This is a genomic window from Anaeromyxobacter dehalogenans 2CP-C (assembly GCF_000013385.1).
In the GTDB taxonomy this organism is placed as follows: domain Bacteria; phylum Myxococcota; class Myxococcia; order Myxococcales; family Anaeromyxobacteraceae; genus Anaeromyxobacter; species Anaeromyxobacter dehalogenans_B.
Window position 1 is genome coordinate 3931005 of the sequence record NC_007760.1, and the last position, 25152, is coordinate 3956156.

26 protein-coding genes are annotated in these 25152 nt (G+C 77.2%); 16 read left to right on the forward strand and 10 right to left on the reverse strand.

Annotated features, from left to right (window positions below; translation table 11 throughout):
• The first annotated feature begins 23 nt into the window (after positions 1–23).
• From ADEH_RS17675 to ADEH_RS17685, 3 genes are all read left to right on the forward strand, one after another.
• Positions 24–1307: a hypothetical protein gene (locus ADEH_RS17675; protein WP_011422465.1), complete on the forward strand. Its 1284-nt coding sequence runs from the start codon at positions 24–26 to the stop codon at positions 1305–1307.
• Between the two features lie 9 nt (positions 1308–1316).
• Entirely contained in the window at positions 1317–2543 is a 1227-nt protein-coding gene (locus ADEH_RS17680; RefSeq protein ID WP_011422466.1) for a hypothetical protein, read from the forward strand.
• 91 nt (positions 2544–2634) lie between these two features.
• A complete protein-coding gene (locus tag ADEH_RS17685; protein ID WP_011422467.1) occupies positions 2635–3399 on the forward strand; it encodes a class I SAM-dependent methyltransferase in 765 nt (254 codons plus the stop codon).
• A gap of 68 nt (positions 3400–3467) precedes the next feature.
• Here the strand turns inward: ADEH_RS17685 and ADEH_RS17690 are convergent, their stop codons facing one another.
• Positions 3468–4634 carry a GNAT family N-acetyltransferase gene (locus ADEH_RS17690; RefSeq protein WP_011422468.1) on the reverse strand — a complete coding sequence of 389 codons (1167 nt, stop codon included), beginning with the start codon at positions 4632–4634 and terminating at the stop codon, positions 3468–3470.
• Positions 4635–4766: 132 nt separating this feature from the next.
• Here ADEH_RS17690 and ADEH_RS17695 point away from each other — a divergent pair, with 132 nt between their 5' ends.
• Genes ADEH_RS17695 through ADEH_RS17715 form a run of 5 tightly spaced genes read left to right on the forward strand, consistent with a single transcriptional unit; the run spans position 4767 to position 9257 of the window.
• Positions 4767–5744, forward strand: coding sequence for a fumarylacetoacetate hydrolase family protein (locus ADEH_RS17695; RefSeq protein WP_011422469.1), 978 nt, complete (start codon positions 4767–4769; stop codon positions 5742–5744).
• Complete coding sequence (gene maiA, locus ADEH_RS17700; protein ID WP_011422470.1) at positions 5741–6403, forward strand: maleylacetoacetate isomerase; 663 nt, start codon at positions 5741–5743, stop codon at positions 6401–6403. The genes ADEH_RS17695 and maiA overlap by 4 nt, the downstream gene beginning before the upstream one ends.
• Positions 6400–7581, forward strand: coding sequence for a 4-hydroxyphenylpyruvate dioxygenase family protein (locus ADEH_RS17705; protein WP_011422471.1), 1182 nt, complete (start codon positions 6400–6402; stop codon positions 7579–7581). Before maiA ends, ADEH_RS17705 begins: the two co-directional genes overlap by 4 nt.
• Positions 7582–7585: 4 nt before the next feature.
• A complete protein-coding gene (locus tag ADEH_RS17710; RefSeq protein ID WP_011422472.1) occupies positions 7586–8743 on the forward strand; it encodes a homogentisate 1,2-dioxygenase in 1158 nt (385 codons plus the stop codon).
• A gap of 49 nt (positions 8744–8792) precedes the next feature.
• Positions 8793–9257 carry a hypothetical protein gene (locus ADEH_RS17715; protein ID WP_011422473.1) on the forward strand — a complete coding sequence of 155 codons (465 nt, stop codon included), beginning with the start codon at positions 8793–8795 and terminating at the stop codon, positions 9255–9257.
• A gap of 104 nt (positions 9258–9361) precedes the next feature.
• Here ADEH_RS17715 and ADEH_RS17720 read toward each other — a convergent pair whose 3' ends face one another.
• On the reverse strand, positions 9362–9970 hold the full coding sequence (locus ADEH_RS17720) for a hypothetical protein (RefSeq protein ID WP_011422474.1): 609 nt from the start codon (positions 9968–9970) through the stop codon (positions 9362–9364).
• Between the two features lie 133 nt (positions 9971–10103).
• Complete coding sequence (locus tag ADEH_RS17725; RefSeq protein WP_011422475.1) at positions 10104–10640, reverse strand: hypothetical protein; 537 nt, start codon at positions 10638–10640, stop codon at positions 10104–10106.
• A 156-nt stretch (positions 10641–10796) separates the two neighbouring features.
• Here ADEH_RS17725 and alr point away from each other — a divergent pair, with 156 nt between their 5' ends.
• Positions 10797–11975: an alanine racemase gene (alr, locus tag ADEH_RS17730; RefSeq protein ID WP_041453666.1), complete on the forward strand. Its 1179-nt coding sequence runs from the start codon at positions 10797–10799 to the stop codon at positions 11973–11975.
• Between the two features lie 4 nt (positions 11976–11979).
• Here the strand turns inward: alr and ADEH_RS17735 are convergent, their stop codons facing one another.
• Entirely contained in the window at positions 11980–13041 is a 1062-nt protein-coding gene (locus ADEH_RS17735) for a branched-chain amino acid aminotransferase (protein ID WP_011422477.1), read from the reverse strand.
• Between the two features lie 96 nt (positions 13042–13137).
• On the opposite strand from ADEH_RS17735, the gene ADEH_RS17740 reads away from it, so the two are divergent.
• Complete coding sequence (locus ADEH_RS17740; RefSeq protein ID WP_011422478.1) at positions 13138–13596, forward strand: MarR family winged helix-turn-helix transcriptional regulator; 459 nt, start codon at positions 13138–13140, stop codon at positions 13594–13596.
• Between the two features lie 115 nt (positions 13597–13711).
• On the opposite strand, the gene ADEH_RS17745 is transcribed toward ADEH_RS17740, so the two are convergent.
• Positions 13712–14263, reverse strand: a complete 552-nt coding sequence (locus ADEH_RS17745; protein WP_011422479.1) for a GNAT family N-acetyltransferase — start codon at positions 14261–14263, stop codon at positions 13712–13714.
• 68 nt (positions 14264–14331) lie between these two features.
• Here ADEH_RS17745 and ADEH_RS17750 point away from each other — a divergent pair, with 68 nt between their 5' ends.
• The 3 genes from ADEH_RS17750 (at position 14332) to ADEH_RS17760 (ending at position 17736) form a co-directional block, all read left to right on the forward strand.
• On the forward strand, positions 14332–14718 hold the full coding sequence (locus ADEH_RS17750; RefSeq protein ID WP_011422480.1) for a hypothetical protein: 387 nt from the start codon (positions 14332–14334) through the stop codon (positions 14716–14718).
• Between the two features lie 298 nt (positions 14719–15016).
• On the forward strand, positions 15017–16153 hold the full coding sequence (locus ADEH_RS17755; protein ID WP_011422481.1) for a hypothetical protein: 1137 nt from the start codon (positions 15017–15019) through the stop codon (positions 16151–16153).
• A gap of 95 nt (positions 16154–16248) precedes the next feature.
• A complete protein-coding gene (locus ADEH_RS17760; protein ID WP_011422482.1) occupies positions 16249–17736 on the forward strand; it encodes an amidase in 1488 nt (495 codons plus the stop codon).
• On the opposite strand, the gene ADEH_RS17765 is transcribed toward ADEH_RS17760, so the two are convergent.
• The 3 genes from ADEH_RS17765 to ADEH_RS17775 form a co-directional block, all read right to left on the reverse strand.
• Entirely contained in the window at positions 17726–19537 is a 1812-nt protein-coding gene (locus tag ADEH_RS17765; RefSeq protein WP_011422483.1) for an SLC13 family permease, read from the reverse strand. The genes ADEH_RS17760 and ADEH_RS17765 overlap by 11 nt on opposite strands.
• A 15-nt stretch (positions 19538–19552) precedes the next feature.
• The gene (locus ADEH_RS17770; RefSeq protein ID WP_011422484.1) at positions 19553–19987 is read right to left on the reverse strand and encodes a hypothetical protein; all 435 of its coding nucleotides are present in this window, start codon (positions 19985–19987) and stop codon (positions 19553–19555) included.
• Positions 19988–20054: 67 nt separating this feature from the next.
• The gene (locus ADEH_RS17775; protein WP_011422485.1) at positions 20055–20777 is read right to left on the reverse strand and encodes a hypothetical protein; all 723 of its coding nucleotides are present in this window, start codon (positions 20775–20777) and stop codon (positions 20055–20057) included.
• Between the two features lie 60 nt (positions 20778–20837).
• Between ADEH_RS17775 and ADEH_RS17780 the strand changes: the two genes are divergently transcribed.
• Complete coding sequence (locus tag ADEH_RS17780) at positions 20838–21383, forward strand: hypothetical protein (protein WP_011422486.1); 546 nt, start codon at positions 20838–20840, stop codon at positions 21381–21383.
• On the opposite strand, the gene ADEH_RS17785 is transcribed toward ADEH_RS17780, so the two are convergent.
• Positions 21380–22354, reverse strand: coding sequence for a histone deacetylase family protein (locus ADEH_RS17785; protein ID WP_011422487.1), 975 nt, complete (start codon positions 22352–22354; stop codon positions 21380–21382). The two genes, ADEH_RS17780 and ADEH_RS17785, sit on opposite strands and share 4 nt — an antisense overlap.
• 196 nt (positions 22355–22550) lie before the next feature.
• Between ADEH_RS17785 and ADEH_RS17790 the strand changes: the two genes are divergently transcribed.
• Positions 22551–23222 (forward strand): DUF6064 family protein, encoded by a 672-nt coding sequence (locus tag ADEH_RS17790; RefSeq protein WP_011422488.1) that lies wholly within the window; start codon positions 22551–22553, stop codon positions 23220–23222.
• Positions 23223–23229: 7 nt separating this feature from the next.
• On the opposite strand, the gene ADEH_RS17795 is transcribed toward ADEH_RS17790, so the two are convergent.
• Complete coding sequence (locus ADEH_RS17795) at positions 23230–23703, reverse strand: hypothetical protein (RefSeq protein ID WP_011422489.1); 474 nt, start codon at positions 23701–23703, stop codon at positions 23230–23232.
• Positions 23704–23829: 126 nt separating this feature from the next.
• Between ADEH_RS17795 and ADEH_RS17800 the strand changes: the two genes are divergently transcribed.
• Positions 23830–25098 (forward strand): SMP-30/gluconolactonase/LRE family protein, encoded by a 1269-nt coding sequence (locus tag ADEH_RS17800; RefSeq protein ID WP_011422490.1) that lies wholly within the window; start codon positions 23830–23832, stop codon positions 25096–25098.
• Positions 25099–25152 lie beyond the last annotated feature (54 nt).

The following is a 25152-nucleotide window of genomic DNA, read 5'->3' on the forward strand; positions in this document are numbered from 1 at the left end:
CCTCCCGCCCCCCCGGAGCCCGCATGCCACACCCCGCCGCCCTCACCGCCCGCCTCGCCGTCGCCGCCCTGCTCGCCACCGCCGCCTGCGGCGGAGGTGGAGGAGGTGGCGCGAGCGGCCCCGGCGGCGTGCCGCTCGACCCGGCCCGCCCTGGCGACGCGCTGCTCATCTCCGCGCTCGGCCACTACGACGCCGCCAACGCGCTCGCGGCCGCCTCCCGGGCGGCCACCGACCCGGCGGTCGCCGCCGCGAAGGCCTCGGACGCCGTCGCCGAGTACCGCCTGGCGCAGGCCGACCTGCGCCGCCTGCCGGTGGCGTTTCCGCAGTCCATCCGCCTCGACAACGCGGCCTACCTCGACGGCCGCTGCAGCTACGAGGTCGGCACGCTCTCCGCGGACCCCGCCGACTTCGCCGACGCGCGCGACCGGCTCGACGCCGCGGAGGCGGCGTTCCCCGGCTCGCCGCTGCTCGACGCCGTCGCCTACTTCGAGGGGCGCGCCCGGTTCCAGCTGGCGGCCCTCGCGCAGGCGGCGGCCGGCGCCTCCACCGCCGCGGTCCAGGCCGGCTACGCGGCCGCGTGGGACGAGTTCCGGCGCTCGAGGCAGGCCAGCGGCGGCGGCACCTGGTCGGACAACGCGCTCTACTACCTGGGCCGCGCCGACTACGAGATCGGCTACCTCGCCGTCCACCCGCTCGAGACCGGCGCGGTCGCGCCCGCCGACGGCACGCCGGCGCAGGCCGCGGCGGTGGCGAGCTTCGACCGGGCCGAGGCGGAGCTCGCCGCCGTCGCCGCCGCGTCGAGCTACTTCGACAACGCCCGCTACTACCTGGGCCGCAGCCACTTCGAGGAGCCGTCCGACTCGACCGTCACCGGCTGGCAGGCGCTCCGGACCGCCTCGCTCGGCGCCGCCGCCGCGGCGTTCGGCCAGGTCCTCGGCGTCCAGGGCAGCATCTACCGCGACGGCGCGCAGTACTGGCGCGGGCGCGCGCACCAGTCGCTCGCGGTCTACGCCGCCGACCCGGCGCCCGAGCTCGCCGCCGCGTCGGCGGACTTCCACGCGGTGATCGCGGGCGCGAGCAGCTGGCGCGACAACGCGCTCTACCACGCGCTGAAGGCGTACCTGGCCTGGCCCGCGCCGGGCCCCTACTGCTCCGCCGCGCGGCCGGGCGACGCGTCGCCGGCGAGCGCCTGCGCCGCGTCCGGCGCGCTCTCCACGCTGGTCGCGAGCGACCCGGCCTTCGCCGCCAGCACCTACCCCGCGCTCGCCGCGACGGCGCTGTCCGCCGCCGGCTGCGCCTGCCCCTGAGGTGAACCCATGAACCTGCTCCTCTCCCTCGCCGCCGGCCTCGCCCTCGCCGCCCAGGCGCCCGACGCCCCGGACGCGGCCGACGCCGCCCGCCCGCGGCACGCCGCCCGCCGCGACGCGTCCGGCTGGACCCTCGACGCCCGCCTCGGCGCCTACGCCGGCGCGTTCGACGGCATGGGCGTGCGCCGCGACTCCGGCGGGCTCGGCATCGTGGAGGGCGCGCTCGCGCCCGAGTGGCGCGGCGGCGACTGGACCGTCGGCGTCCCGCTCCGGCTCGCGCACCGCCAGACGTTCGGCGCGGACCTCTCCGAGACCACCGGCGCGCTGGACCTGACCGCGGACCGCCGCTTCACCCGCAGCTTCCGGGCCGGGCCCGAGCTCGGCGTGTCCGGGGCGTACCGGCCCGGCTGGCCCGACCTGTACCAGCGCGCGCCCGGCGGCGCGCTCGCCTCCACCGACCGCTTCGGCTACCTGGCCTGGCACGTCGGCGGCCAGCTCTGGGCCCGGCCGCTGCCGCGCAGCCACCTGCGCCTCCACTACCGCTACGTGTCGTACGCGTACCGGGGCGAGGCGGCGTTCCAGCCGGACGTGAACCCGATGCACCTCACGCCGCGCGACAACGTCCAGCACCAGGTGGATCTCTCCTGGCGCTACCTGGGCGGCGAGTCCTGGGCGGCCGCGTTCCGCCTCGACTACACCCACCGTCACGACCTCGACCTGCTCGCCCGGAACGCCGGCACCGGCGGCACGAGCGGCTACACCAACCCCGACCAGAAGCTGAGCAGGCTGGAGCCGTCGGTGGAGGTGGAGCTGAAGCGTCTCGGCGGCCAGCTCGACGCCTCGCTGCGCTACGGCTACGTGGTCCAGGACGATCCGTTCCAGGGCTACTACTCGTACTCGGGCCAGCACCCCCGCCTCGACGTGGACTGGGCGGCGACCGGCCGGCTCACGCTGGAGGGCCGGGTGGAGGCGTGGCTGCTCGAGTACGGCGCGAACGGCACCAGCCCCGCACGCCTCGAGTCGGGCACCCGCCGGTACGACCGCCGGGTGGCGCTCCGCGCCGGCGCCCGGTACGCGCTCACGCCGGCCGTGTCGGCGGTGGCCGAGGCGGAGTGGGTGAAGCGCGACACGAACTACCCTGACTACGCGCCCGACCCGGTCACCGACGCCGGCTACGACATCCGCTTCGACTACGAGAACGTCCGCGCCATCGCGGGCGTGGAGTGGCGCCTCTGACGGCGCGGCGGCGGGCCGCGCGGTCCGGGCCTCCCCCCCCCCGGTCCGGCCGCGCGGCCCCGCCGCCTTTCCACGTGGTACCGTCGCCGGCGTGTCCCGGCGAGGCGCCTCCCCCGACGATCCGCGCCGCTGGGTGTTCAACCGCCTGGCGGAGGACTACGCCGTCCGGCCCGGCTACCCGGCGCCGCTCGCCGACCGGCTGGCGGCGCTCGCGGGCGGGCCGGGCGCGCGGGCGGCGGACCTGGGCGCCGGCACCGGGCACCTCGCGCGCGCGCTCGCCTCCCGCGGCCTGCGCGTGTGGGCGGTCGAGCCCGCGCGCGCCATGCTGGACGCGCTCGCCGCCGCGCCGGCGCCGGACGGGCCGGCCGTCGAGCCGGTGCACGCCGCCGCCGAGCAGACCGGTCTCGCGGCGGGCGGCTTCGACCTCGTGGTCATCGCCGACGCGCTCCACTGGATCGACCCGGACCGCGGGGCGCGCGAGGCCGCGCGCCTGCTCGCGCCGGGAGGCGCGCTGGCGGTGGTGACGCCGCGCCTCGCGGACACGCCGTTCCTCCGCGCGCTCGGGGAGCGCATCGCGCAGGCGAACTTCAAGGCCCGCCCGCGCCCGCCGCCGGTGGGGCTGTTCTTCTCGGTGGCCGGGCTCCCCGCCCCCGCGACCGAGGCGTTCGAGGACGAGGCGCGGCTCGGGGCCGGCGCGCTCGACGCGGTGCTGCGCTCGCTCTCCTACGTGGGCCCGGCGCTCGGCCCGGCCGCGCTCGAGGCGCTGCTCGCCGACGCCCGCGCCCTGGCCGCGGCGCACGGCGGCGCCGCCTGGCGGCGCGAGATCGCGCTGGCGTGGTCGAGGCGCTCACCCTGAGCGTCCCTCGACTCCGCGCGGCCCGACGGGCCGCGCTACGCTCGGGATGAGCGCCGGAGTCGAAGGGCTCACCCGCCGAGCCGCGGGTGCTCCTCCCGCCAGCGCGCCACGGCCTCCAGGCGCTGCGGGCGCTCCAGCTCGAGGTGGCGGCGGATGGGCGCGTCGAGCCGGCGATCGAGCAGCAGGTGCGCGCTCCAGGTCTCGGCCGGCTCGAAGCCGCGGGCGAGCTTGTGCTCCCCCCCGGCGCCGCCCTCGAACCGCCGCACGCCGCGCCGGATGCACTCGTCGATCGAGTGGTACAGCGCCACGTTGAAGTGCAGGAACGGGTGCTGCTCGACGCAGCCCCAGTAGCGGCCGTACAGCACCTCGGCGCTGGCGAGGTTGAACGCCATCCCCACCAGCCGCCCCTCCCGCCGGGCCTCCACCACCTCGACCGCGTCGGGGAGCCCGGCGAACACCCGCGCGTAGAAGGCGCGGTTCACGAACCGCATGCCCCAGGACATCTGGTCGGTGGAGGCGCGGTGCAGCGCGAAGCAGTCGCGCGCCCAGCCCTCCGGGTCCCGCGACAGCTCGTCGCCGCGCACGGTGCGGATGGCGATCCCCTGGCGCTCCGGCGCGGCCTTCTCGCGGCGGATGGCGTTCCGGCGCTTGGACGGAAACGCCGCCAGGAACGCCTCCGGGTCGGCGTACCCGGCGTTGCGCCAGTGGTACTGGAAGTCCACCCGGAGCGCGAGGCCGGCCTCCTCCAGCTCGCGCGCCTCGTCGGCGCCGGGGAACAGCACGTGCAGCCCGTGGAGCCCCTCCTCGGCGCAGAGCCGCCGCGCCCGCTCCAGCAGCGCCCGGACCAGGGCCGCGCGGTCCTCGCCGGCGGCCACCAGGAAGCGGCGCCCGGTGGCGGGCGTGAACGGCACGCCCAGCACGAGCTTCGGGTACCAGGGGAGACGGGCCCGAGCGGCCGCCGCCGCCCACTCCCAGTCGCGCCCGAAGTCGCCGTCGGAGCTCTCGCGCACGTAGGCGAACGCGGCCGCCACCACCCGGCCGCCGCGCCGGGCCACCAGGTGCCGCGGCGCCCAGCCGGTTCGCGGGGTGGCGCAGCCGCTCTCCTCGCACGCGGCCAGGAACGCATGGCGCGCGAACGGGCTGGCGCGCTCGGGCTCGTGCTCGAGGAGCGCGTCCCAGTCCTCGGGGCGGATCTCGGTGATGGAGCCGTGGACGGAGAGGATCAGGCCGGACACCGGCGGTTCATAGCCGCCGGCGCGCCGACGGCGCAATGCGCCACGCGCCGCGCTCGCCCCGAGAGGGCCCGCCGGCGCCCCGATCCTCGGGTCGCAACCCGCCGAGCCACCCATTACTAGGTTGCACCCAGAATGCGCTTGGCGACGCAACGTGACGGCAGCCGTGACGGACGGCTGATGGTGGTCCGCCGGGACGGCGAGGCCCTCCTCGACGCAGCCCCCGCGGCCAGGACGCTCCAGGACGCGCTCGACCGGTGGGAGGCGGCGGAGCCGAAGCTCCGTGCCCTCGCCGAGTCGCTCGACTCGGGGCGCGCCGCCGGCGTCCCGCTCGATCCGCGCACGCTCCACTCGCCGCTGCCGCGCGCCTACGAGTGGGTGGACGGCTCCGCGTACCTCAACCACGTGCGGCTCGTGCGGAAGGCCCGCGGCGCCGAGCCGCCGCCCACGCTCGAGACCGACCCGCTCGTGTACCAGGGCGGCTCGGGCGTGCTGCTCGCGCCCACCGACGACCTCCCGCTCCCGGATCCGGGCTGGGGCCTCGACCTCGAGGGCGAGGTCTGCTGCATCCTCGGCGACGTGCCCCGCGGCACCCGCGCCGCCGACGCCGGCCGCCACGTCCGGCTGCTCTGCCTCGCGAACGACGTCACCCTGCGCAACCTCGTGCCGGGCGAGCTCGCCAAGGGCTTCGGCTTCTTCCAGTCGAAGCCCGCCACGGCGTTCTCGCCGTTCGCGGTCACGCCGGACGAGGTCGGCCCGGCCTGGCGCGACGGCCGGCTGCACCTGCGCATGACGGTGCGGTGGAACGGCGCGGTGGTGGGCACCGTGGACGCCGGCCCGGAGATGCACTTCTCCTTCTTCCAGCTCCTCGAGCACGTGGCGCGGACCCGCGGCTTCACCGCCGGCACCATCCTGGGCAGCGGCACGGTCTCGAACGCCGATCGCGCCCGCGGCTGGTCGTGCATCGCCGAGCAGCGCGCGCTCGAGATGATCGACGGCGGCGCCCCGCGCACGCGCTTCCTGGCCGCCGGCGACACCGTCGAGATCGAGGTCCGCGACGGCGAGGGCCGCAACGTCTTCGGCACCATCTCGCAGAAGGTGCGCGCGCCATGACGCTCCGCCTCTACTCCTACTGGCGCTCCTCCTCCGCCTGGCGCGTCCGCCTCGGCCTCGCGCTGAAGGGGCTCGCGTACGAGTACCGCGCGGTGGACCTGCTCGCGCAGGAGCAGTTCCAGCCCGCGCACCAGGCCCGCAACCCCATGTCGCAGGTGCCGGTGCTGGAGGTGGAGGAGGACGGGCGGACGCACCTGCTGGCGCAGTCCATGGCGATCCTCGAGTGGCTGGAGGAGCGCCACCCCGAGCCGGCCCTGCTGCCGCCCGACCTGTGGGGCCGCGCGCGGGTGCGCGCGCTCGCCGAGCACGTGAACTCCGGCACGCAGCCGATGCAGAACGCGCTCGTGCTCCGGATGCTGCGCGAGAAGGTGCCGGGCTGGGATCGCGAGTGGGCCCGGTTCTTCATCGCGCGCGGGCTCGCGGCGCTGGAGGCCGCGGCGCGGGACGGCGCCGGCCGCTTCGCGCACGGCGACGCGCCCACCCTCGCCGACTGCTACCTCGTGCCCCAGCTCTACAACGCGCGCCGGTTCGGCCTCGACCTCGAGCCCTACCCCACGCTGCGCCGCGTGGACGACGCCTGCGCGGCGCTCGCGCCGTTCCAGGCCGCCCACCCCGATCGCCAGCCCGACGCGCCGCCGCCGGACAGGAGGACGCCATGACCTCGCAGAAGACGCAGCTCGAGCCGCTCGGCATCGTCCGCATCGAGGGGCTGCACTACTACGTGCACGACCTCGAGCGCAGCCGCCGCTTCTACGCGCAGAAGCTGGACTTCGCCGAGGTCGCGCGCAGCACGCCCGCGCTGGAGCGCGAGGGGCGGCAGCGGTCCGCGGTGTTCGAGGCGGGCGGCGTCCGCGTGGTCTGCTCCGAGCCGGTCGGCCAGGGCGGCCGCGCCTGGCGCTGGCTGCGCAAGCACCCCGACGGCGTGGGCACGGTGGTGCTCGAGGTGGAGGACGCCGAGCGCGCCTTCCGCCTGCTGGAGGAGCGCGGCGGCACGCCCATCACCGACGTGCAGGAGCACCGGGACGACGGCGGGACGCTGCGGACGTTCAGCATCACCACGCCGCTCGGCGACACCACCTTCCGGTTCGTGGAGCGCCGCGGCTTCCGCGCGGTCTACCCGGGCATCGAGCCGCTCGCCGCGCCCGAGGGCGGGCGCAACGCGTTCGGCTTCGGGCACGTGGACCACCTCACCAACAACTTCCAGACCATGAAGCCGGCGCTCCTGTGGATGGAGCACGTCATGGGGATGGAGGAGTTCTGGGAGGTGGAGTTCCACACCAAGGACGCGGCCGGGGCGCGCCGGGCCGCCATCGAGGCGCAGAAGGGCTCGGGCCTCCGCTCGGTGGTGATGCGCGACCCGCGCTCCGGCGTGAAGTTCGCGAACAACGAGCCGCGGCGCCCCGCGTTCAAGTCGTCGCAGATCAACCTGTTCAACGAGGACCTCCGCGGCGACGGGGTGCAGCACGCGGCCCTGACCGTGCAGGACATCCTCTCCTCGGTGCGCGGCATGCGCGCGCGGGGCGTCGAGTTCATGCCCACGCCGGCGGCGTACTACGAGGCGCTGCCGGAGCGGATCCGCAGCACCGGCATCGGCCGGATCGACGAGGACCCGCGCGTGCTGCAGGAGCTCGAGATCCTGGTGGACGGCGCGGGCGACCACTCGTACCTGCTGCAGATCTTCCTGCGCGAGTCCGCCGGCCTGTACCACGACCCGGACGCCGGGCCGTTCTTCTTCGAGATCATCCAGCGCAAGGGCGACCAGGGCTTCGGCGCGGGCAACTTCCGCGCGCTGTTCGAGTCCATCGAGCGCGAGCAGGTGCGCGAAGGGCGGGCCTGAGCGGATGCTCGACCGGATCGTCCAGGGAGAGGTGCCGCGCAAGCACCACCTCGCGTTCCGCGACGCGGAGGGCCGGCTGCTCCACGAGGAGGCGTACACCCGCGCCGGCTTCGACGGGCCCTACGCGCTGCTGTACCACCGCAACCGGCCGCACGCGGTCCACGCCGCCCAGGCCCGGAACGGCTTCCCGCTGCCGCAGCCCGCGCCCGCCCGGGCGCTGCTGAAGCGCCACTACCGGACGCAGGACCTCGCGGCGCGCGGCGGGCCGCCGGTGGACGCCCGGCGCCCGCTCCTGTTCAACGCCGACGTGGTGGTCGGGCTGGTGACGCCCACCTCCGAGGACCCGGTCTACTTCGCGAACGGCGACGGCGACGACCTCTACTTCGTCGCCGAGGGCGGCGGGCTCCTGCGCTCGCCCATGGGCGACCTGCGCTTCGGGCAGCACGACTACGTCTACGTGCCGAGGGGCCTGCTGCACCGGATCGTGCCCGACGCCGGGCCGCAGCGCTGGCTGTCGCTCGAGTTCCCGGGCGGCATGCACCTGCCGGCGCAGTGGCGCAACGAGACCGGCCAGCTCCGCATGGACGCCCCCTACTCCCACCGCGACTTCCGGCGCGTGGAGCTGAAGGGCCCGGTGGACGAGGGGCTCCGCGAGCTGGTGGTGAAGCGCGCCGGCGCGTTCCACGGCTTCCGCTACGACGCGTCGCCGCTCGACGTGGTGGGCTGGGACGGCGCGCTCTACCCGTTCGCGTTCCCCATCCTGAACTTCCAGCCGCGCGCCGGGCTGGTGCACCTGCCGCCGACGTGGCACGGCACCTTCGCGGCGCGCGGCGCGCTGGTCTGCTCGTTCGTGCCGCGGGTGACCGACTTCCACCCCGAGGCCGTGCCCTGCCCGTACCCGCACGCCTCGGTGGACGTGGACGAGATCCTGTTCTACGTGCGGGGCGAGTTCACCAGCCGCCGCGGCGTCGGCCCCGGCTCGATCTCGCACCACCCCGCCGGCACGATGCACGGCCCGCACCCCGGCGCGTACGAGGCGTCGATCGGCACGCGCAGCACGAACGAGCTGGCGGTGATGCTCGACTGCTACCTGCCGCTGCAGCCCACGGCCATCGCGCTCGGCATCGAGGACCCCGGCTACCAGGAGAGCTTCGTCGGCTGAACGCTCCGCCCCTCCCCCCGGCCGCGCGCATCCGCTATGGTGCGCCGCCATGCCCTTCCGCGTCGTCCGCCCGCCCACGCCGCCCGTCACCCGCTACCGCGGCCTCGTCGAGCACCTCGGCTTCCGCCTGAAGCGCTACGCCTCGGTGGACGCCGGCTCGGCGTTCGCGGAGGAGCGCTTCCGGAGCGGGCGCGGGCTGGCGCTCTCGGCGCTCCCGGAGCCCGCCGTCCAGCACGACCGCCCGGGCGTGGGGCTCGTCCTCGAGCACCAGCTCCCGGAGCTGGACCGCGTCACCGTGGCGTGGTGGGACCGCGAGCGCGAGCTGCCGCTCCGCGTGATCGTGGGCGACGACGCGGGCTGGCGGCCGGCGCGCGAGGGCGAGTCGCTCTGCGTGTGGGATCTCGCGATCGTGGCGGCCGAGCGCGACGCCTACGTCGAGACCGTGCTCACGCCCGGCGGCGGCGGGATCGACGCCTACCTGGCGCGCTCCTGGGACGGCGCGCTGCGGGGCTGAGGCGCGCCGCCGCTCGCCCTTCGCTTCGACGGGCTCAGGGCGAGCGGTCGATCGAGCATCCGCTCACGGTGAGCCCCGTCGGACCGCGAGCGGATGGGTCGGGGCTACTTCCCCTCGACGGCCTTCCGGGTCTCCTCGGCCTTCTCGGCGGCCTCGGCGGCCTTCTCGTCGCCCTTGGCCGCGGCCGCCTTCGCCTTCACGGCGGCGTCGGACGCCTTCGCGTCGGCCTTCTGCCCGGCCTTCACGCCGCTGGCCTTCGCCTTCGCGGCGGCCTGGTGGCCCTTCTTCTTGCCGTGCGCGGACGCGGCGGCGGCCTTCTCCTGGCCCTTCGCGGCGGCGGCCTCGGCCTTCGCCTTGCCCTCGGCGACCCCCCTCGGCTCGCCGACCGGCGCGACGGCCTCGCCGCCGGCGCCCTGCTCCTGCTGCATCGCCTCGGCCGCGGACCTCGCCTCGAGCGCCTTCGCCTCGGCGGCGGTCCGGTGCGACCTCGCCTTCGCGGCCGCGGCGTCCTTCTTCTCGACCGCCTTCGACTCGGCCGCCTTCGCCTGGCCCTCCGCCTTGGCGGCGGCGGCGGCGGAGTGCTCGGCCGCGTGCGCGTCGGCCTTCGCCCTGGCGGCGTCGACGTCGGCGCTGGACGGCATGGACGGGACCTGCGCGCGGGCGGTGCCGGCGAGGGCGAGGGCTGCGACGGCGGCTGCGAGCATGAGGCGCATGGCGGGACGCTCCGTGGAACGGGTGCACTGCGCGTGGATCCGGAACCCCGGCACGCTAGCACCCGTCCGCGGACCCCGCCACCGCCGTCGCGTCCGCCTGCGCTTCGCGGGAGACGGTCCGGGGCGCGCCCGGCTAGGCGGCGCCGCCCGCGCCGCGCGCCATCTCGAGCAGCCGCTGCGTGGAGATCGGGATCTTGAGGCCGCGGCCGCCGTTCTCGAGGAACAGGCGCAGGCCGTAGTCGTAGTGGCGCTTCACCGCGTTCAGGATCGACTCGTGGAGCGGCTGGAGCGCCTCGGGCGTCGGCTCCGCCATCTCGAAGTCCTCCATCCCGAACAGCGAGATGATGTAGCGGGTCTCCAGCTTCTTGAAGCGGATCTCGAGCAGGATCGAGTCGCGCCCCTTCGGCTCCTCCAGCGCGAGCCGGAGCCCGACGTGCCAGAAGCCGTCCTCGCCGAGGTGGATGGCGTCCTCGATCTTCTGCGTGGGCTCGCCGTTCGCGCCGGGCGAGACCGGCTCGTAGCCGACCAGCTCGCGCGGCCAGCCCGAGTACTCGATGAGCCCGCGCGACAGCGTCGCCGCGAACAGCACGCACTCGGAGCGGTAGCCGGCGAACCCGGCGCGCGCCTGCTCGAGCGACTCACAGAGATCCTGGTAGCGGCTGCGGCTCATGCGCTTCCTCCCGTGCTTGGGCGGCCGAACGCCCGGTCGAAGGGCCGGCAGGGTAACACGCGCGGACGCCGGCGCGCGCGTCCCGGCGCGAGGCCGCCCGACGCACCGCGCCGCCTTCTCCTGTCCAGAATTCCGGCGGGGACTAAGATGCGCGCCATGTCCATCGTCCCCTCGACCTGGGGTGGCCGGCCCGTGTGGGCCGAGATCGACCTCGACGCCCTCGCCCACAACGTTCGCCTCCTCGCCGCCCGCGCCTCGCCGGCCCGCCTCTATGCCGTGGTCAAGGCGAACGCCTACGGGCACGGCGCGGTGGCGTGCGGGCGGGCGGCCCTGGAGGCGGGCGCGCACGGGCTGGCGGTGGTGTGCGTGGACGAGGCGGAGGAGCTGCGCCGCGCCGGCCTCGACGCGCCGCTGCTCGTCATCGGCCACACCCCGGCGAGCGACGCGGCCCGGGTGGTCGCGCTCGGCCTCCGCCCCGCGGTGGGGGCCATGGACCTGGTGGAGGCGCTCTCGGCCGAGGCCGGCCGCCGCGGCGCGGAGGTCCCCATCCACCTGGAGCTGGAGAGCGGGCTCAACCGCCACGGCCTCACCCCCGACGCGCTGGTGGCGCTGGCCGAGCGGGCGCGCGCGCTGCCCGGCCTCCGGGTCGAGGGCCTGTTCACGCACTTCGCGGCGGCGGAGGAGGGGGACCAGCGCTTCACCCGCGCGCAGTTCGAGGTGCTGCGCGACACCTCCCGGCGCCTGCCGTGGGTGCCCGAGCGCCACTGCGCCGCCTCGGCCAGCATCCTGCTCGACCACGAGATGGCGCTCGAGGCGGTCCGGGGCGGGCTCTCGCTCTACGGCTACCGCCCCGCGCCGTGGTGCGGCACCGACGCCGACCTGCGCCCGGTGATGTCGCTCCGCGCCCGCGTGGCGCGCGTCTCCGAGATCGACCGCGGCGCCACGGTGGGCTACGGCCGCACCTGGGCCGCGAACCGCGCCACCCGCGTGGCGCTGGTGATGTGCGGCTACGCCGACGGGTACCGGCGCAGCTTCGGCAACCGGACCCAGGTGCTCGTGCACGGCCGGCGCGCGCCGGTGGTGGGCCGCGTGGCCATGGACATGTGCATGGTGGACGTCACCGCGGTGCCGGGCGTGGCGGCCGGGGACGTCGTCACGCTCATCGGCCGCGACGGCGACGAGCGGGTGGACGCCGACGATCTCGCCACCATCGCCGACACCATCTCCTGGGAGATCCTGGCCGGCATCTCCGCGCGCGTGCCGCGCCTCTACCTGCGCGGCGGCCGCGCGGTGGAGGCGAGCACGCTGGTGGAGCGGGCGCCGGTCGCGGTCTGAGCGCCTAGACGGGCTCGACCCAGCCGTGCGGATCCGGCGCCTCGCCGCGCTGGATGGCGTGCACCGCCGCGCGCAGCCGCTCGCCCAGCGACTGCGGGCCGGGCGCGGGGAGGACGAGCTGCCGGCCCTCCCAGGCGAGCTCGCCGATGGGCGCCACCACCGCGGCGGTGCCGGTGCCGAACAGCTCCTCGAGCGCCCCGGCGGCGTGCGCGCGCTCCAGCTCCGCGAGCGAGACCCGCCGCTCCTCCACCGGCACGCTCCAGTCGCGCAGCAGCGTGAGGACGCAGTCGCGGGTGATGCCGGCGAGGATCGTGCCCTCGAGCGCGGGGGTGACCACGGTCGCGCCCAGCTTCGCGAACACGTTCATGGTCCCGATCTCCTCGAGATCGGCGTGCCGGGCCGCGTCGAGCCAGAGCACCTGGTCGTACCCGCGCGCCTTCGCCTCCTCGCCCGCGAGCAGGCTGGCCACGTAGTTCGCGGCCGCCTTGGACGCGCCGATGCCGCCCTGCGCCGCGCGGGCCCGCGCCCGCTCCACCCAGATGCGCAGCGCGTGCGGGCCGCCGGAGAAGTAGGCGCCGACCGGCGAGACGATCACGAGCAGCGTGTACGTCTTGGAGGGCCGCACCCCCAGGAACGCCTCGGTCGCGAACATCACCGGCCGAACGTACAGCGCGGTGCCCGGCGAGGCCGGCAGCCAGTCCGCGTCGGTGCGGAGCAGCGTGCGGATGCCCTCCAGCACCACGCCCGACTCCGGCTCCGGCATGCTGAGCCGGCGCGCGCTCGCGGCGAGGCGCGCCACGTTCGCCGCCGGCCGGAACAGGCGCATGCCGCCGTCGCGGTGGCGGAACGCCTTCAGCCCCTCGAAGATCGCCTGCCCGTAGTGGAGCACCGAGGCGGCCGGGTCGATCGAGAGCGGCCGGTACGGCTCGACCCTCGGCGCGTGCCAGCCCTTCCCCTCGGACCAGTCGATCCGGAACAGGTGGTCGGTGAAGTGACGGCCGAAGCCGAGGTCGGCGTCGGCGGGGTGCGGCTTCGGGCTGCGGGTGCGCTCCACGGGGATGCCCATCGTGTCCTCCGCCCGCCCGGTGCTACACTGGCGCCCCGGCGCGGCTCAGGTCAATGCCGTTGACGTATTACAGCCGCCCGGACCGTGAGCGTCAACATGATCGACCCGACGGACCCGCTCGACGACGCGTCCCAGCTCCTGTTCTTCGCGTTCCGCAACCTCACCGCGGAGCCGGACCGGATCCTGGCCGGGCGCGGGCTGTCGCGCGTGCACCACCGCGTGCTGTACTTCGTGCGGCGCAACCCGGGCCTCTCCCCCGGCGACCTGCTGGGGATCCTGCGCGTGTCGAAGCAGGCGCTGGCGCGGCCGCTGCGCGAGCTGGTGGCGCACGGGCTGGTCGCGTCGGCGGCGGTGCCCGACGACCGCCGGCGCCGCGCGCTCACGCTCACCGCGCGCGGCGCGGCGCTGGAGCGCCGCGTGTCCGGCGCGCAGCGGCGGCTGTTCGCGGGCGCGTTCCGGGCGGCGGGGCCGGCGGCGGCGGATGGCTGGCGCGACATCATGGCGACGCTCGGCGATCAGGCGCCCCGCGCGCGCGGCGCGCGCCGGCGCACGTAGAGCGTCGCTCGACCGCGCGTCCGGAGGGACTCTGGCACGCCCCGGGATTAGCCGTCCCGCGCGGCGCGGTCGCGAGCCCGCATGGGCTGCCCGGGAGCGCCAGCGCCCGGCGGGCTCAGGCGGCCCCGCGCCCGCGCGGCCGGCCGTCCACGGCGGGCACGGCGAGGTCGCGCCGGAGCACGGTCACGTCGTTCACCAGCCGGCCGGCGCGCACCCGCGCGCTCGCCATCGGCGCGAAGCCCATCCGCTCCCAGAACGCCCGCGCCCGCGGGTTCTGCGCCTGCACCATGAGCTGCACCGCCCGCGCGCCGGCGGCGCGCAGCTCGCGATCCAGCTCGGCGAGCAGCGCCGCGCCCAGCCCGCGGGAGCGGGAGGCGGGCTCGAACAGCATCAGGCCGATCCAGGTGACGCCGCGCTCGGGCCAGCCGTCGGCGGCGTCGAGCAGCCCCGCCAGCGCGCCGCCGCCCGCGGCGAGCCCCAGCAGCCGCCGGCGGTCGAAGCGCGGCGGGACGTCGTGCAGCAGCCACTCCGCCTCGTCGTCGCGCGGCGCGCGGCCGTGGATGAGCGCCCACCACTCGGCGCACCGCTCCAGCAGGTCCTGGATGCGCGCCAGATCGCGCGCGCCCAGCTCCTGGAGCTCCAGCCCGGCTGCGCGGAAGCGATCCATCGCGGCCTCGACCCGTCCCCGCGCGCGATGGGCCCCGCGCGCGGACCTTCGACGCTATATTCCCACCCATGCCCGTCACCGTCGAGACCGGCTCGACCCTCACGTTCGATCGCTTCTGGCGCTGGCTCAAGCGCCACCCCAACTGCATCCTGCGCGCCGGGACCCCGGACACGTTCCTCTACGACCAGGAGGATCTGCACTGGCACCTCGAGGAGGACGAGGAGCGCGTGCCGGTGGTGCAGCTCTCCCGCGGCAAGCAGACCCTGGCCGAGATCGCCATCGAGGCGCGCGAGGTGCTGTTCGTGCAGGTGCTCCCCGACCCGGACGGCGACGCCGGGCAGTTCCTGTTCGAGCTGATCGGGGGCAGCGGCGACGAGCCGTACCCCGTCTACCACTTCGTCCTCGCGCACGGCTTCGACGAGGAGGCCGGGCACCGCGCGCAGCTCAAGCAGTGAGCGGGCGTTGCGCCGGCGCCCCCCGGCGGATATCCTCGTGACGTGGTCCTCCTGAGCGCGATCGCGCGTCGATATTGCGGCCCCTCGTCCCGGCCCGGTGCCCGGACGAGCCCGTGTGCGCGATTTAGCGGCCCTCCGTCCCGGCCCGGTGCCTGGACGGACCCGCTCGCGCGGTGAGCAGGGGCCGCTCCGCACCATCGAGATCGTTCGGGCCGTGGCGGGGGGAGTCGTCGCTCCACCCTTCCTTCCACGGGCGCGTCCGCCGCGCGGCGCGCCCCCGGCGCTCGAGGTCCGAACCATGTCGAAGCTCCCCGTCCTCTCCCCCGGCGCGCTGAAACGCGCGCTCGCCCTCCGCGATCTCACCGACCCTGCGCAGGGTCCGCACGCCGTGCAGCTCGTGCTGCGCAAGGCGGTGGACGCGCTCTCCGCCGCCTGGCGCTGCCCGGTCGCCGTGGAGCGCGCCAGCCCGGTGGTGGCGGTCGCCGACAACTACGACCGGCTCCACTACCCGCCCGGCGGCGCGGCCCGCGACGCGCGGCACACCCGCTACGTCTCCGAGACGCACCTGCTCCGCACCCAGACCACCGCCCTGGTCCCGCCGGCGCTGCGCAGGCTCGCCGCCGCGCCGCCGCGGGACGTGCTGCTCGTCTGCCCGGGCATGGTCTACCGGCGCGACGCGATCGACCGCCTCCACACCGGCGAGCCGCACCAGGTGGACCTGTGGCGCATCCGCCGCGGCGCGCCGCTCGGCGTGCACGAGCTGGCCGAGATGATCGCCGGCGCGGTCCGGGCGGTGCTGCCCGAGCTCACGCTCTCGGTGGTGCCGTCGCCGCACCCGTACACGCGCGAGGGCCGGCAGATCGACGTCCGCGTGCGCGGCGAGTGGATCGAGATCGGCGAGTGCGGCCTGGTCGCGCCCGAGGTGCTCGCCGAGGCCGGGCTGCCCGCGGACGCGAGCGGGCTGGCCATGGGGCTCGGCCTCGACCGCCTGGTGATGCTGGCGAAGGGGCTCGACGACATCCGCCTGCTCCGCTCCGACGACCCGCGCATCGCGGCCCAGATGCAGGACCTCTCGCCGTGGCGGCCGGTGTCGCGCCACCCGCCGGTGCGCCGCGACCTCTCGGTGGCGGTGGCCGCCGACGCCGGGGCGGAGGCGCTCGGCGACCGCGTGCGCGAGGCGCTCGGGCCGCGCGCCGCCGACGTCGAGGCGATCGAGGTCCGGTCGGAGACGCCCTGGGACGCGCTGCCGGAGGCGGCGCGGGCGCGGCTGGGGATCCGCCCGGGGCAGAAGAACGTGCTGCTCCGGATCGTGCTGCGCGCGCTGGGCCGGACGCTCACCGACGACGAGGCCAACCGGCTCCGCGACGCGGTGTACGCCGCGGTGCACCAGGGCACCGAGCACGCCTGGGCCTGCGGCGCGTCCCCGACCCCTTAGCTCCCGCCCCGGCGGGGGCGCGGGGCTCCCGCGTGCGCCCCGCGCCCCGCCCCGGGGCTATCCTGGGACGTGACGTCCCCCGGGGAGGCCACGCGGTGCGACTGCCGGAGTACGACCGCCTCGACGCGCTCGGCCTGGCCGAGCTGGTCGCGCGCCGCGAGGTGACGGCGCTCGAGCTGCTGGAGGCGGCCCTGGAGCGCGCCGACCGGCGCAACCCGCCCATCAACGCCATCGTCGCCCGCTACGACGACGAGGCGCGGGCGCGCGCGCGCGGCCCGCTCCCGGCCGGCCCGCTCTCCGGCGTGCCGTTCCTGCTGAAGGACCTGCTCGCCGCGTGGAAGGGCCACCCGTACACGTGCTCCTCGCGGCTGCTGGCCGGGTTCGTGGCGCCGGAGGACGCCGAGACGGTGCGCCGCTTCCAGGCGGCGGGGCTGGTGCTGTTCGGGCAGACCAACACGCCGGAGCTGGGCGTCATGGGCGTCACCGAGCCGGCGCTGCGCGGGCCGACCCGGAACCCGTGGAACCCGGCGTTCACCTCGGGCGGCTCCTCCGGCGGGAGCGCCGCGGCGGTGGCGGCGCGGATCGTCCCCGCCGCGCACGGGAACGACGGCGGCGGCTCGCTGCGCATCCCGGCGTCGGTGTGCGGGGTGTTCGCGCTGAAGGCGACGCGCGGGCGCGTCACGCTGGCCCCGGCGTTCGGCGAGGCGCTGGGCGGGTTCGCGATCGACGGCGTGCTGACGCGCTCGGTGCGCGACTCCGCGGCGCTGCTCGACGCCATCGACGGCCCGGCGCCGGGCGACCCGTACGCGGCGCCGCCGAAGGCCCGGCCGTTCCTCGCCGAGGTGGGCGCGCCGCCGGGGCGCCTGCGCATCGCGTTCACGCGCGAGGGCCTGTTCGCGCGCGCCACCGATCCCGAGTGCGCCGCGGCGGTGGACGCGGCGGCCCGGCTCCTCGCCGACCTCGGCCACGAGCTGGTGGAGGCGCGCCCGAAGTTCCCGCGCGACGCGCTGGCGCGCGCGTACCTGGTGACGCTCGCGGCGCAGACCGCGGCCGACGTCGCGCTCGCCGCCCGCCACGCGGGCCGCCGCCCGCGCGCCGGGGACCTCGAGCCGGAGACGGCCGCGCTCGCCGCAGGCGGCCGCGCGCTCTCGGCGCAGGACCTGGTGCTCGCCCGCGTCGAGCTGGAGCAGGCCTCGCGCGGCGTGGCGGCGTTCTTCGAGCACCACGACGCGCTGCTCACGCCCACGCTGGCGCGGCCGCCGGTCCGCGTCGGGGCGCTCGCGGCGCGCTCGCACGAGCGGCTGGCGCTGCGGCTGGTGGCGCGGTTCGGCTCGCGCCGGCTGCTGGAGCGGCTCTTCGACGACCTGGGGAGCCGCTCGTTCGACGCCACCGGGAACACCATGCTGTTCAACCAGACCGGCCAGCCGGCGATGAGCCTGCCGCTCCACTTCAGCCGCGACGGCCTGCCCATCGGCGTGCAGGTGGTGGGGCGGTTCGGGGGCGAGGCGACGCTGTTCCGGCTCGCGGCGCAGGTGGAGCAGGCCGCGCCCTGGGCCGGCCGGGTCCCGCCGCTCAGCGCGTGAACGGCCAGACCAGCGGGACCCCCAGGGTGAGCAGCGCCACGATCGCGAGCGTGAGCGGCGTCCCCACCCGCACGAAGTCGGCGAACCGGTAGCGGCCCGCGCCGTAGACCAGCATCGAGGCCGGCTCGAGCGGCGTCACGAACGAGCAGGAGCCGGCCAGCGTCACGCCGATCGCGAACGGGCGCGGGTCCACCCCGAGCCGGTGCGCGGCGGCGATGGCGACGGGCAGCATCACCAGCGCGGCGGCCTGGTTGCTCATGGGCGCGGACAGGACGATGGTGAGCACCACCAGGGCGAGCAGCACGCCGTGCGGGCCGGCCAGCGTGCCCGCCGCGGCGAGCCGCTCGCCGACGAGGCGCCCGGCGCCGCTCTCCTCCATGGCGAGCCCGAGCGCCAGCATCGACCCGACCAGCAGCACCACGCGCCAGTCCACCCGGAGGGCCCGGCGCGCGTCCACGCAGCCGGTGAAGATCATCGCGAGCAGCCCCGCCAGCCCCGCCACCGCCATGGGCATCCGCCCCGCGGTCCCGACCCCCAGCGCCGCCAGGAAGATCGCCGCGGCGAGCAGCGCCTTCCGCCGCCGGAGCGGCTCGGCGTCCACGCCGCTCAGCACGAGGAGCAGCCCGCCGTCGGCGAGCGCGCGGACCCGCTCGCGCGAGCCGCGGAGCAGCAGCAGGTCGCCGGCCGCGATGGGGAGCGCGCCGATCGACCCGCCGCGCCGGCGCCCCGGCGCGAGGAGCTGCAGCTTGGTGAGGCGCTGCACGACGGGGCGCCGGTGGATCCCCAGCACGTCGAGGCCCAGCTGCGCGGCCAGATCCGCCTCGGCCAGCGCCTTCCCGGCCAGCCGCGAGCCGGGCGGGACCGACGCCTCCACCACCACCGGCGCGTCCGGCGCGCCCGGCGCAGGCTCCGGCGGGGCCGCCGCGGCGCCGGTGCCGAGCGCCACCCCGGGCGCGGCGGCGGCCCCGACGATCTCCTCGCGCCGGCCCTCCACCACCACGCGATCGTCCGGCGCGAGCACCGCGCCCGGCTCGGCGGGCCGCGGCTCGCCGTCCCTCACCACCGCGACCGGGCGCGCGCCGAGCGTCGGCGCGACCTCCGAGAGCGGCTGGCCCACGTGCGGCGAGCCCGCCGGCACCGCCACCTCGGAGAGGTACGCGCGCTCCGGCACCGCCTCCGGCTCGGCGGGCCGCTCGCCGCGCCGGAGCAGCGGCCTGGCGACGAGCACCACCAGCGCGATCCCCAGCACCGCGATGGGCAGCCCGAGCGGCGCCAGCTCGGTGACGCCGATCCGGCCGAGCCCGGAGCGCGCCATGGCGGCGCTCATCACCAGGTTCGTGGAGGTCCCGAACAGGAGCACCGTGCCGCCCAGCATCGAGGCGTACGCCATCGGCATCAGCACCTCGCGCTTGGGCATCCCCACGCGCTCGGCGCCGCTCACCGCCACCGGCAGGAACGCCGCGGCGGTGACCGTGTTCGAGACGAAGGAGGAGAACGCCGCCACGGTCACGAGCAGCGCGACGAGGAACGGGGTCGGCCCGAACCGGCCCAGGACGGTGAGCCGCTCGCCGACCGCCTTCACCACCCCGGTGGCCGCGAGCCCCTGCGTCATGGCGAGCAGGGTGAAGATGAAGATCACGGTGTCGTCGGAGAACCCGGAGAACGCCTGCCTGGGCGTGAGCACGCCGGTCGCCGCGAGCACGCAGATCACCAGAAGCGAGGTGACCTCCACCGGGACCCACTCCGTCCAGAAGAGCACGAGCGCGAGGAGCACCGTGCCGAGGACCAGGGCCGCCGCCACGCGCCGCTTCCCGCCTCACGCGCCCGCGGACGCGGCCGCGCCGCCGGCCGCCCGCTCGCGCACGAACCTCAGCACCACCAGCGCCACCACGTGGTCGAGCTCCACCTCCATGAGGCGGACGTCGGCGGGCGCGACGCCGTCCGGCGCGGCCACCCAGGCGTCCAGCAGGCACTCGCGCAGGAGCCCGAGCTCGGCGACGACCTCGACGAGGTCGAAGCCCTGCGCGAGCCGCTCCAGCGCGTGGTGGTGGCCGAACGCGTCGCGCTCCTCCTCCGGCGCGCCGCCGTGGTCCAGCCGGTCGGCCAGCCAGCCGAGCAGCTGCGGGACGCGATCGAGCAGCGCCGGCGCGGGCGCCCGCGCCGCGCTGGCGAGCGTCCGCACGCCCGCCTCCCAGGCGGCCAGCACCTCTTCCCCGCTCTCCCGGATCCGCTCCGCCAGCCGGCTCCCCACGCGCACACCCCCACGCGAGAGGATGTCCACGCGGCGGCGCCCGGGTCGCCGGGCGACGGGCGGGGGCTCAGCGGGCGGCGGCGGGGCCGGGCCCGAGCCCGCCGGCGAGCGCCTCCAGCGCCTCGCGCGTCCCCGGGCCCGCGAGCGCGCGCGCCGGGGCGCGCAGGAGCAGCGCCGCCGCCAGCTCCGCCGAGCCGTCCAGCCAGGCGCTCACCCCCAGGGACGGGCTCCCCTCCTCGCCGAGCAGCACCAGCCCGGCCTGCGCCCGCCAGGTCTCCACGCGGACCTCGCGCAGGCGCGACCACGGGAGCAGGGCGGCGGGGCGGCCGCGCAGGCGCAGCTCGAGCCCGTCCTCGCCGAGGCGGAAGGCGCGGGCCGGGCGGAGCGCGCCCAGGGCCAGGAACAGCACCACCAGCGCCGCCAGCCCGGCCAGGCCGAAGCCGGCGGCGCCCGGCTGCTCGCGCACCGCGCGCACGGCGACCGCGCCGAGCGCGGGCGCGAGCAGGAGCGGGAACGCGAGCCGGCGGGCCAGCCCGGCGCGCAGGATGGCGGCGCCGGACGCGTCGCGCGGCGCCCGGGCTCGGGGTGGCCGGCGCACCGCCACCATGAGCAGCGCGAACCAGCCGAGGAGCGCCGCGGCCTGCGCGGCGAGGGCGACGTCGGGGCGTCCCGTGCCGCGCCCCCACAGCACCACCGCGCCGATCGCGAGCGCGACGGCGGCCACGGACAGGGCGACGCGGCGGTTCTCCTTCCAGGGGGGCCAGGCGGCGCGGCGGCGGCGGGCGAGCATGGGCGCGGAGTCTAGCAGCCGCGGTTCCCGCTCCGGCGTGGAACGTGGCAAGCTCCCGGCATGGAAGCGGCGCTGAGCCGGCTCGAGGCCCGGGTCCTCGTGTACGTGATGGAGCACGTCCCCGCCGCGGTCGGCGGCCGCGCGGTCGAGATCGCGCTCGACCCGGACGGCCCGCCGGCCGTGTTCGCGTCCGCGCCGCTCGCCCCCAGCCCGGGCGCGGCGGTGGTGTTCACGCTCGGGCGGTCCGGCCGCCGCGTGGTCGCGACGCTCACCGACGCGGATCCCGTGATCGTCGGAGCGCTGCTGGCGCGGGTGGAGCGGGCCGCGCCGGCGGGCGACCCGGTCCGCATCCTCCCGCTCGCGGAGCCCGCGCTGGTGGACGCGGGGCGCGCCGGCGTGGCGCTGCTCCCGCCCAGCGCCGGGCGCTGGTTCCCCGACCTGCCCGACGCGATCCGCTTCGACGCGGCGCTGGTGCAGGTGTCGATGGCCGTGTTCCTCTCGCCGCAGGAGCTGGCGGACGCGCAGGCCCACGGCCCGGCGGCGCTGCTGGGCGCGTTCGGGCGCGGCGAGCGCGACCTCATCCGCTTCGGCGCGCGTCCGCGCTAGGCCGCCGGCAGCCCGGCGAGCGCGCGCACCACCTGCACCACGCCCTCGCCCAGGCGCGGCGGGACGTAGCCGCCCTCCAGCACCGCCGCGATCCGATCGCAGTCCGCCGCGGCGCAGCGCTCCACCAGCGTGCGGGTCATCGCGTGCAGGTCGGAGGGCTCGAGGTGCAGGCCGCCCTCCGGATCGCCCTCCAGCGGATCGAAGCCGGCCGAGAGCAGCACCAGGTCCGGGCGGAACTCCGCGAGCGCCGCCGCGAGCCCGTCCTCGAACAGGCGCCGCTGCTCAGGGGCGCGCGTGCCGTGCGGCACCGCCACGTTGCGGGTCGTCCCCTCGCCCGCGCCGGCGCCGCGCTCCTCCGGCGCGCCCGTGTGCGGGTAGTGCGGCCACAGGTGCACGGAGAGCACGTAGACCGCGGAGTCCTCCCAGAAGATCGACTGCGTGCCGTCGCAGTGGTGGACGTCCCAGTCCACCACGAGCACCCGCCGCGCCAGCCCCGCCGCCTGGACCGCGCGCGCCGCGATCGCGACGTTGTTGAGCAGGCAGTACCCGCCGGCGCGGTCGGCCCAGGCGTGGTGCCCGGGCGGCCGGACCAGCGCGAACGCCGCCCGCGCCTCGCCGCGCGCCACCCGCTCGGCCGCCTCGATCGCCGCGCCGGCCGCCGCCACCGCCGCCCGCCACGAGCCCGCCGACACCGGCGTCTCCGGCTCGAGCCAGTCGAGCATCCCGGTGCGCGCGGCCGCCTCCACGTGGCCGCGCACGCGGGCGAGGTGCCCGGGCGTGTGCACGCGCAGCAGCGCCTGCTCGGTCGCGCGCGCCGCCTCGACCCGCTCCAGCACCTCCGGGCCGAGGGCGGGGTCCGCGGCGAGCGCCTCCAGCGCGGCCTCGAGCCGCGCCTGGCGCTCGGGGTGCCCGGGGCCGGGATCGTGCGCCTGGCAGTCGGGGTGGGAGACGAGGAGGACGCGCTGCGGCATGGTTCGGCGGGCACCATACTCCCGGCGGGCGGGCGGGGGAACCCCGGGCGGCCCGCGCGGCGCGTTCACTGTTTGTGATGCAACCATCCCGGTGCGCGCGCGGCCGCGCGCGGCGGAGCCCGCGATCGGGTCGCCACGCCGAGGGCGCTCGACGCCGCCGCGCGGCGGTGCGCCTGCTGGGAGGCGGAGGTGGCCCATGGGCGTCCCCTTCGGCTCGCAGCAGCTCCTCGACGCGTTCGAGCAGTTCAACCGCGCGGTGTGGCCCATGCCGCTCGTCGCGTACGCGCTCGCGCTCCTCGCGCTCGTGCTCGCGGTGCGCGGCGGGCGCGGGGCGAGCGCCGGCGCCGCGCTCGTGCTCGCGCTCCTGTGGGCGGCCGCCGCCGCGTTCCACGCGAGCGCGTTCGCGCGCGTGTCCCCGCTCGCGCCGGCGTTCGCCGCGGCGTTCGTGGTGCAGGCGGTGCTGTTCGCGACGGCGTCGGTGCGCGGGGGGCTGTCGTTCCACGCCCGGCCCGGCGGGCTCACCACCGCGGGCCTCTCGCTCATGCTCTACGCCGCGGCCGTCTACCCGCTCGTCGGCGCGCTCGCGGGGCACGCCTACCCGCGCGCGCCCGCGTTCGGCGTGACGCCCTGCCCCAACACGATCTTCACCCTGGGCCTGCTGCTGCTCACCGACCGGCCGGTGCCGCGCCGGCTCCTGGTGATCCCGTTCCTGTGGTCGCTCTTCGGCATCCCGGCCGCGCTCGAGCTGGGCATGACCGAGGATCTCCCGCTGCCGTTCGCCGGCGTGCTCGCCACCGGCCTCCTGCTCGGCCGCGATCGGCCGCGCGTCCACCGCCGCCCCGCCGCCCGCGGCGCGGGCGCGCGCTGACCCGCCGCTACGCCTCGCCGGACCCGGGCCGCCCGCGCGCGCCGCGCAGCAGCTCCTTCACGACGTGGGCGCCGAGCGCGCGCAGGCCCTCGTCGAGCATCGCGCGGCCCGGCCCCGTCGCGAGCATGGCGCGCATCGACTCGGGGGCGATGCCGATCTCGAGGTCGAGCCGGATGAGCGCGGCCGAGACGGCCGGCGTCGAGGGCGCGGCCCGGGCGCGCCCGCCGCGCGTCACCACGCCCGCGGAGAGCCGGTCCATGAGCGCGTCCTCCGAGGTGCGCGGCCCCTGCGCGTCGCGGAGCGCGTCGGAGATGCCGCCGTAGAGCTCGTCGAGCGCGGCCGGGGCGGCGAGCGCACGGGAGAGGCGCTCGGCGGCCTCCTCCTCGTCCACGCCGCGCGCCGCGGCGTACGTGGGCACGAGCAGGCGCACGAGGTCCTTGCGCGGCAGGACGCCAGGGAGGCGGCGGGAGAAGTGGGCCACGCGCCACTGTTAGCACGGCGCAGGCCGCGGCCGCAGCCCACCCCAGGGCCCCCTGGCGTGGCGGCGCCCGTCACAACGCCCGCGCCGGCGCATCGGTCCGGGGAGCCCTCTTCACGTGAGGTGACCATGGCCTTCGTCGCGCGCCCGCACCCTGCCCGGCCGTTCCCGCTCGCGCTCACCCTCCTCGGGGCCGCGGCGAGCGCCCTCGCCCTCGCGTGCCAGCACGCGCCGGCCGCGCCGCCCGCGCCTGCGGCCCCGGCCGCGGCCGCGGCCGCCGCCGGTGGCGGCGCCGCGCCGCAGGATCCGGGCGATCCCGGCCTCCCCTACCTGCGGGCGTGGCTCGCCGCCGGCCAGGGCGATGCCGACGGCGCCCTGGCGCTGCTCCGGTCGCTCGACGAGGCCGGCTGGTCGAACGGGATGGATCCCGCCGACTTCCCCGCGCTGGCGGGCCGCCCCGAGCTGAAGGCGCTCGCCGCCCGCTTCGCCGCGCGCGTGCCCTCGACGCCGCACGCGCCGCTCGCCGCCACGCTGGCCGAGCCGGGCCTGGTGGCGGAGGGCATCGCGGCCGACCCGCGCGACGGCGCGCTCTACGTCGGGAGCATGCGGCTGCGGAAGATCGTGCGCGTGGACCCCGGCGGCGCGGCGCGCGACCTCGTCGGCCCCGGCGCCGGGCTCGACCAGGTGCTCGGGATCAAGGTGGACGCCGCGCGCGGCCTGCTGTGGGCGGCCACCCTCCGGCGCGCCGACGCGGCCGGCGGGACGACGGCGCGCACCCGCCTCGTCGCGTTCGACCTCGCCGGCGGGGCGCCGCGACGGAGCGCCGGGCTGGACGGGCCGGGCCACATGCTGAACGACCTCGCCGTCGCCGAGGACGGCACCGTGTACGCGACCGACAGCGAGGGCGGAGAGGTGTGGCGGCTCGACCCCGGCGCCGACGCGCTGGCGCCCGCCGGCGGCGGGCGGCGCTGGGTCTACGCGAACGGCATCGCGTTCGCCGACGGCCGGCTCCTCGTCGCCGACGCGACGGGCCTGTGGGACCTGCCGCGCGATGGCGGCGCGCCCCGCCGCCTGCGCGGGCCCGGCCGCTTCCCGCTGACCGGCATCGACGGCCTCTCCGCCGCCGGCCGGACGCTCGTCGCCGTCCAGAACGGCGCCGGCCTCCCGCGCATCGTCCGCCTCGAGCTCGAGCCCGGCGCCGCCGGCGTCCGGACGGCCGAGGTGCTCGAGACCGCCAACCCCGGCTGGCACGTGCCCACCACCGGCGCGCTGCTGCCCGGCGCGTTCGTCTACATCGGCAACAGCCACGTGGACGGCTGGAAGGACGGGAAGCTCGCGCCCGCGGGGATGGAGCCGACGCGGATCTACCGGCTGGCCGTGGGCGGGATTGCTCCGTAGCCGGATCGGCGCGGCGCAGAGCACGCTAAGGACGCAGCGAGCGGAGTGCCGGTG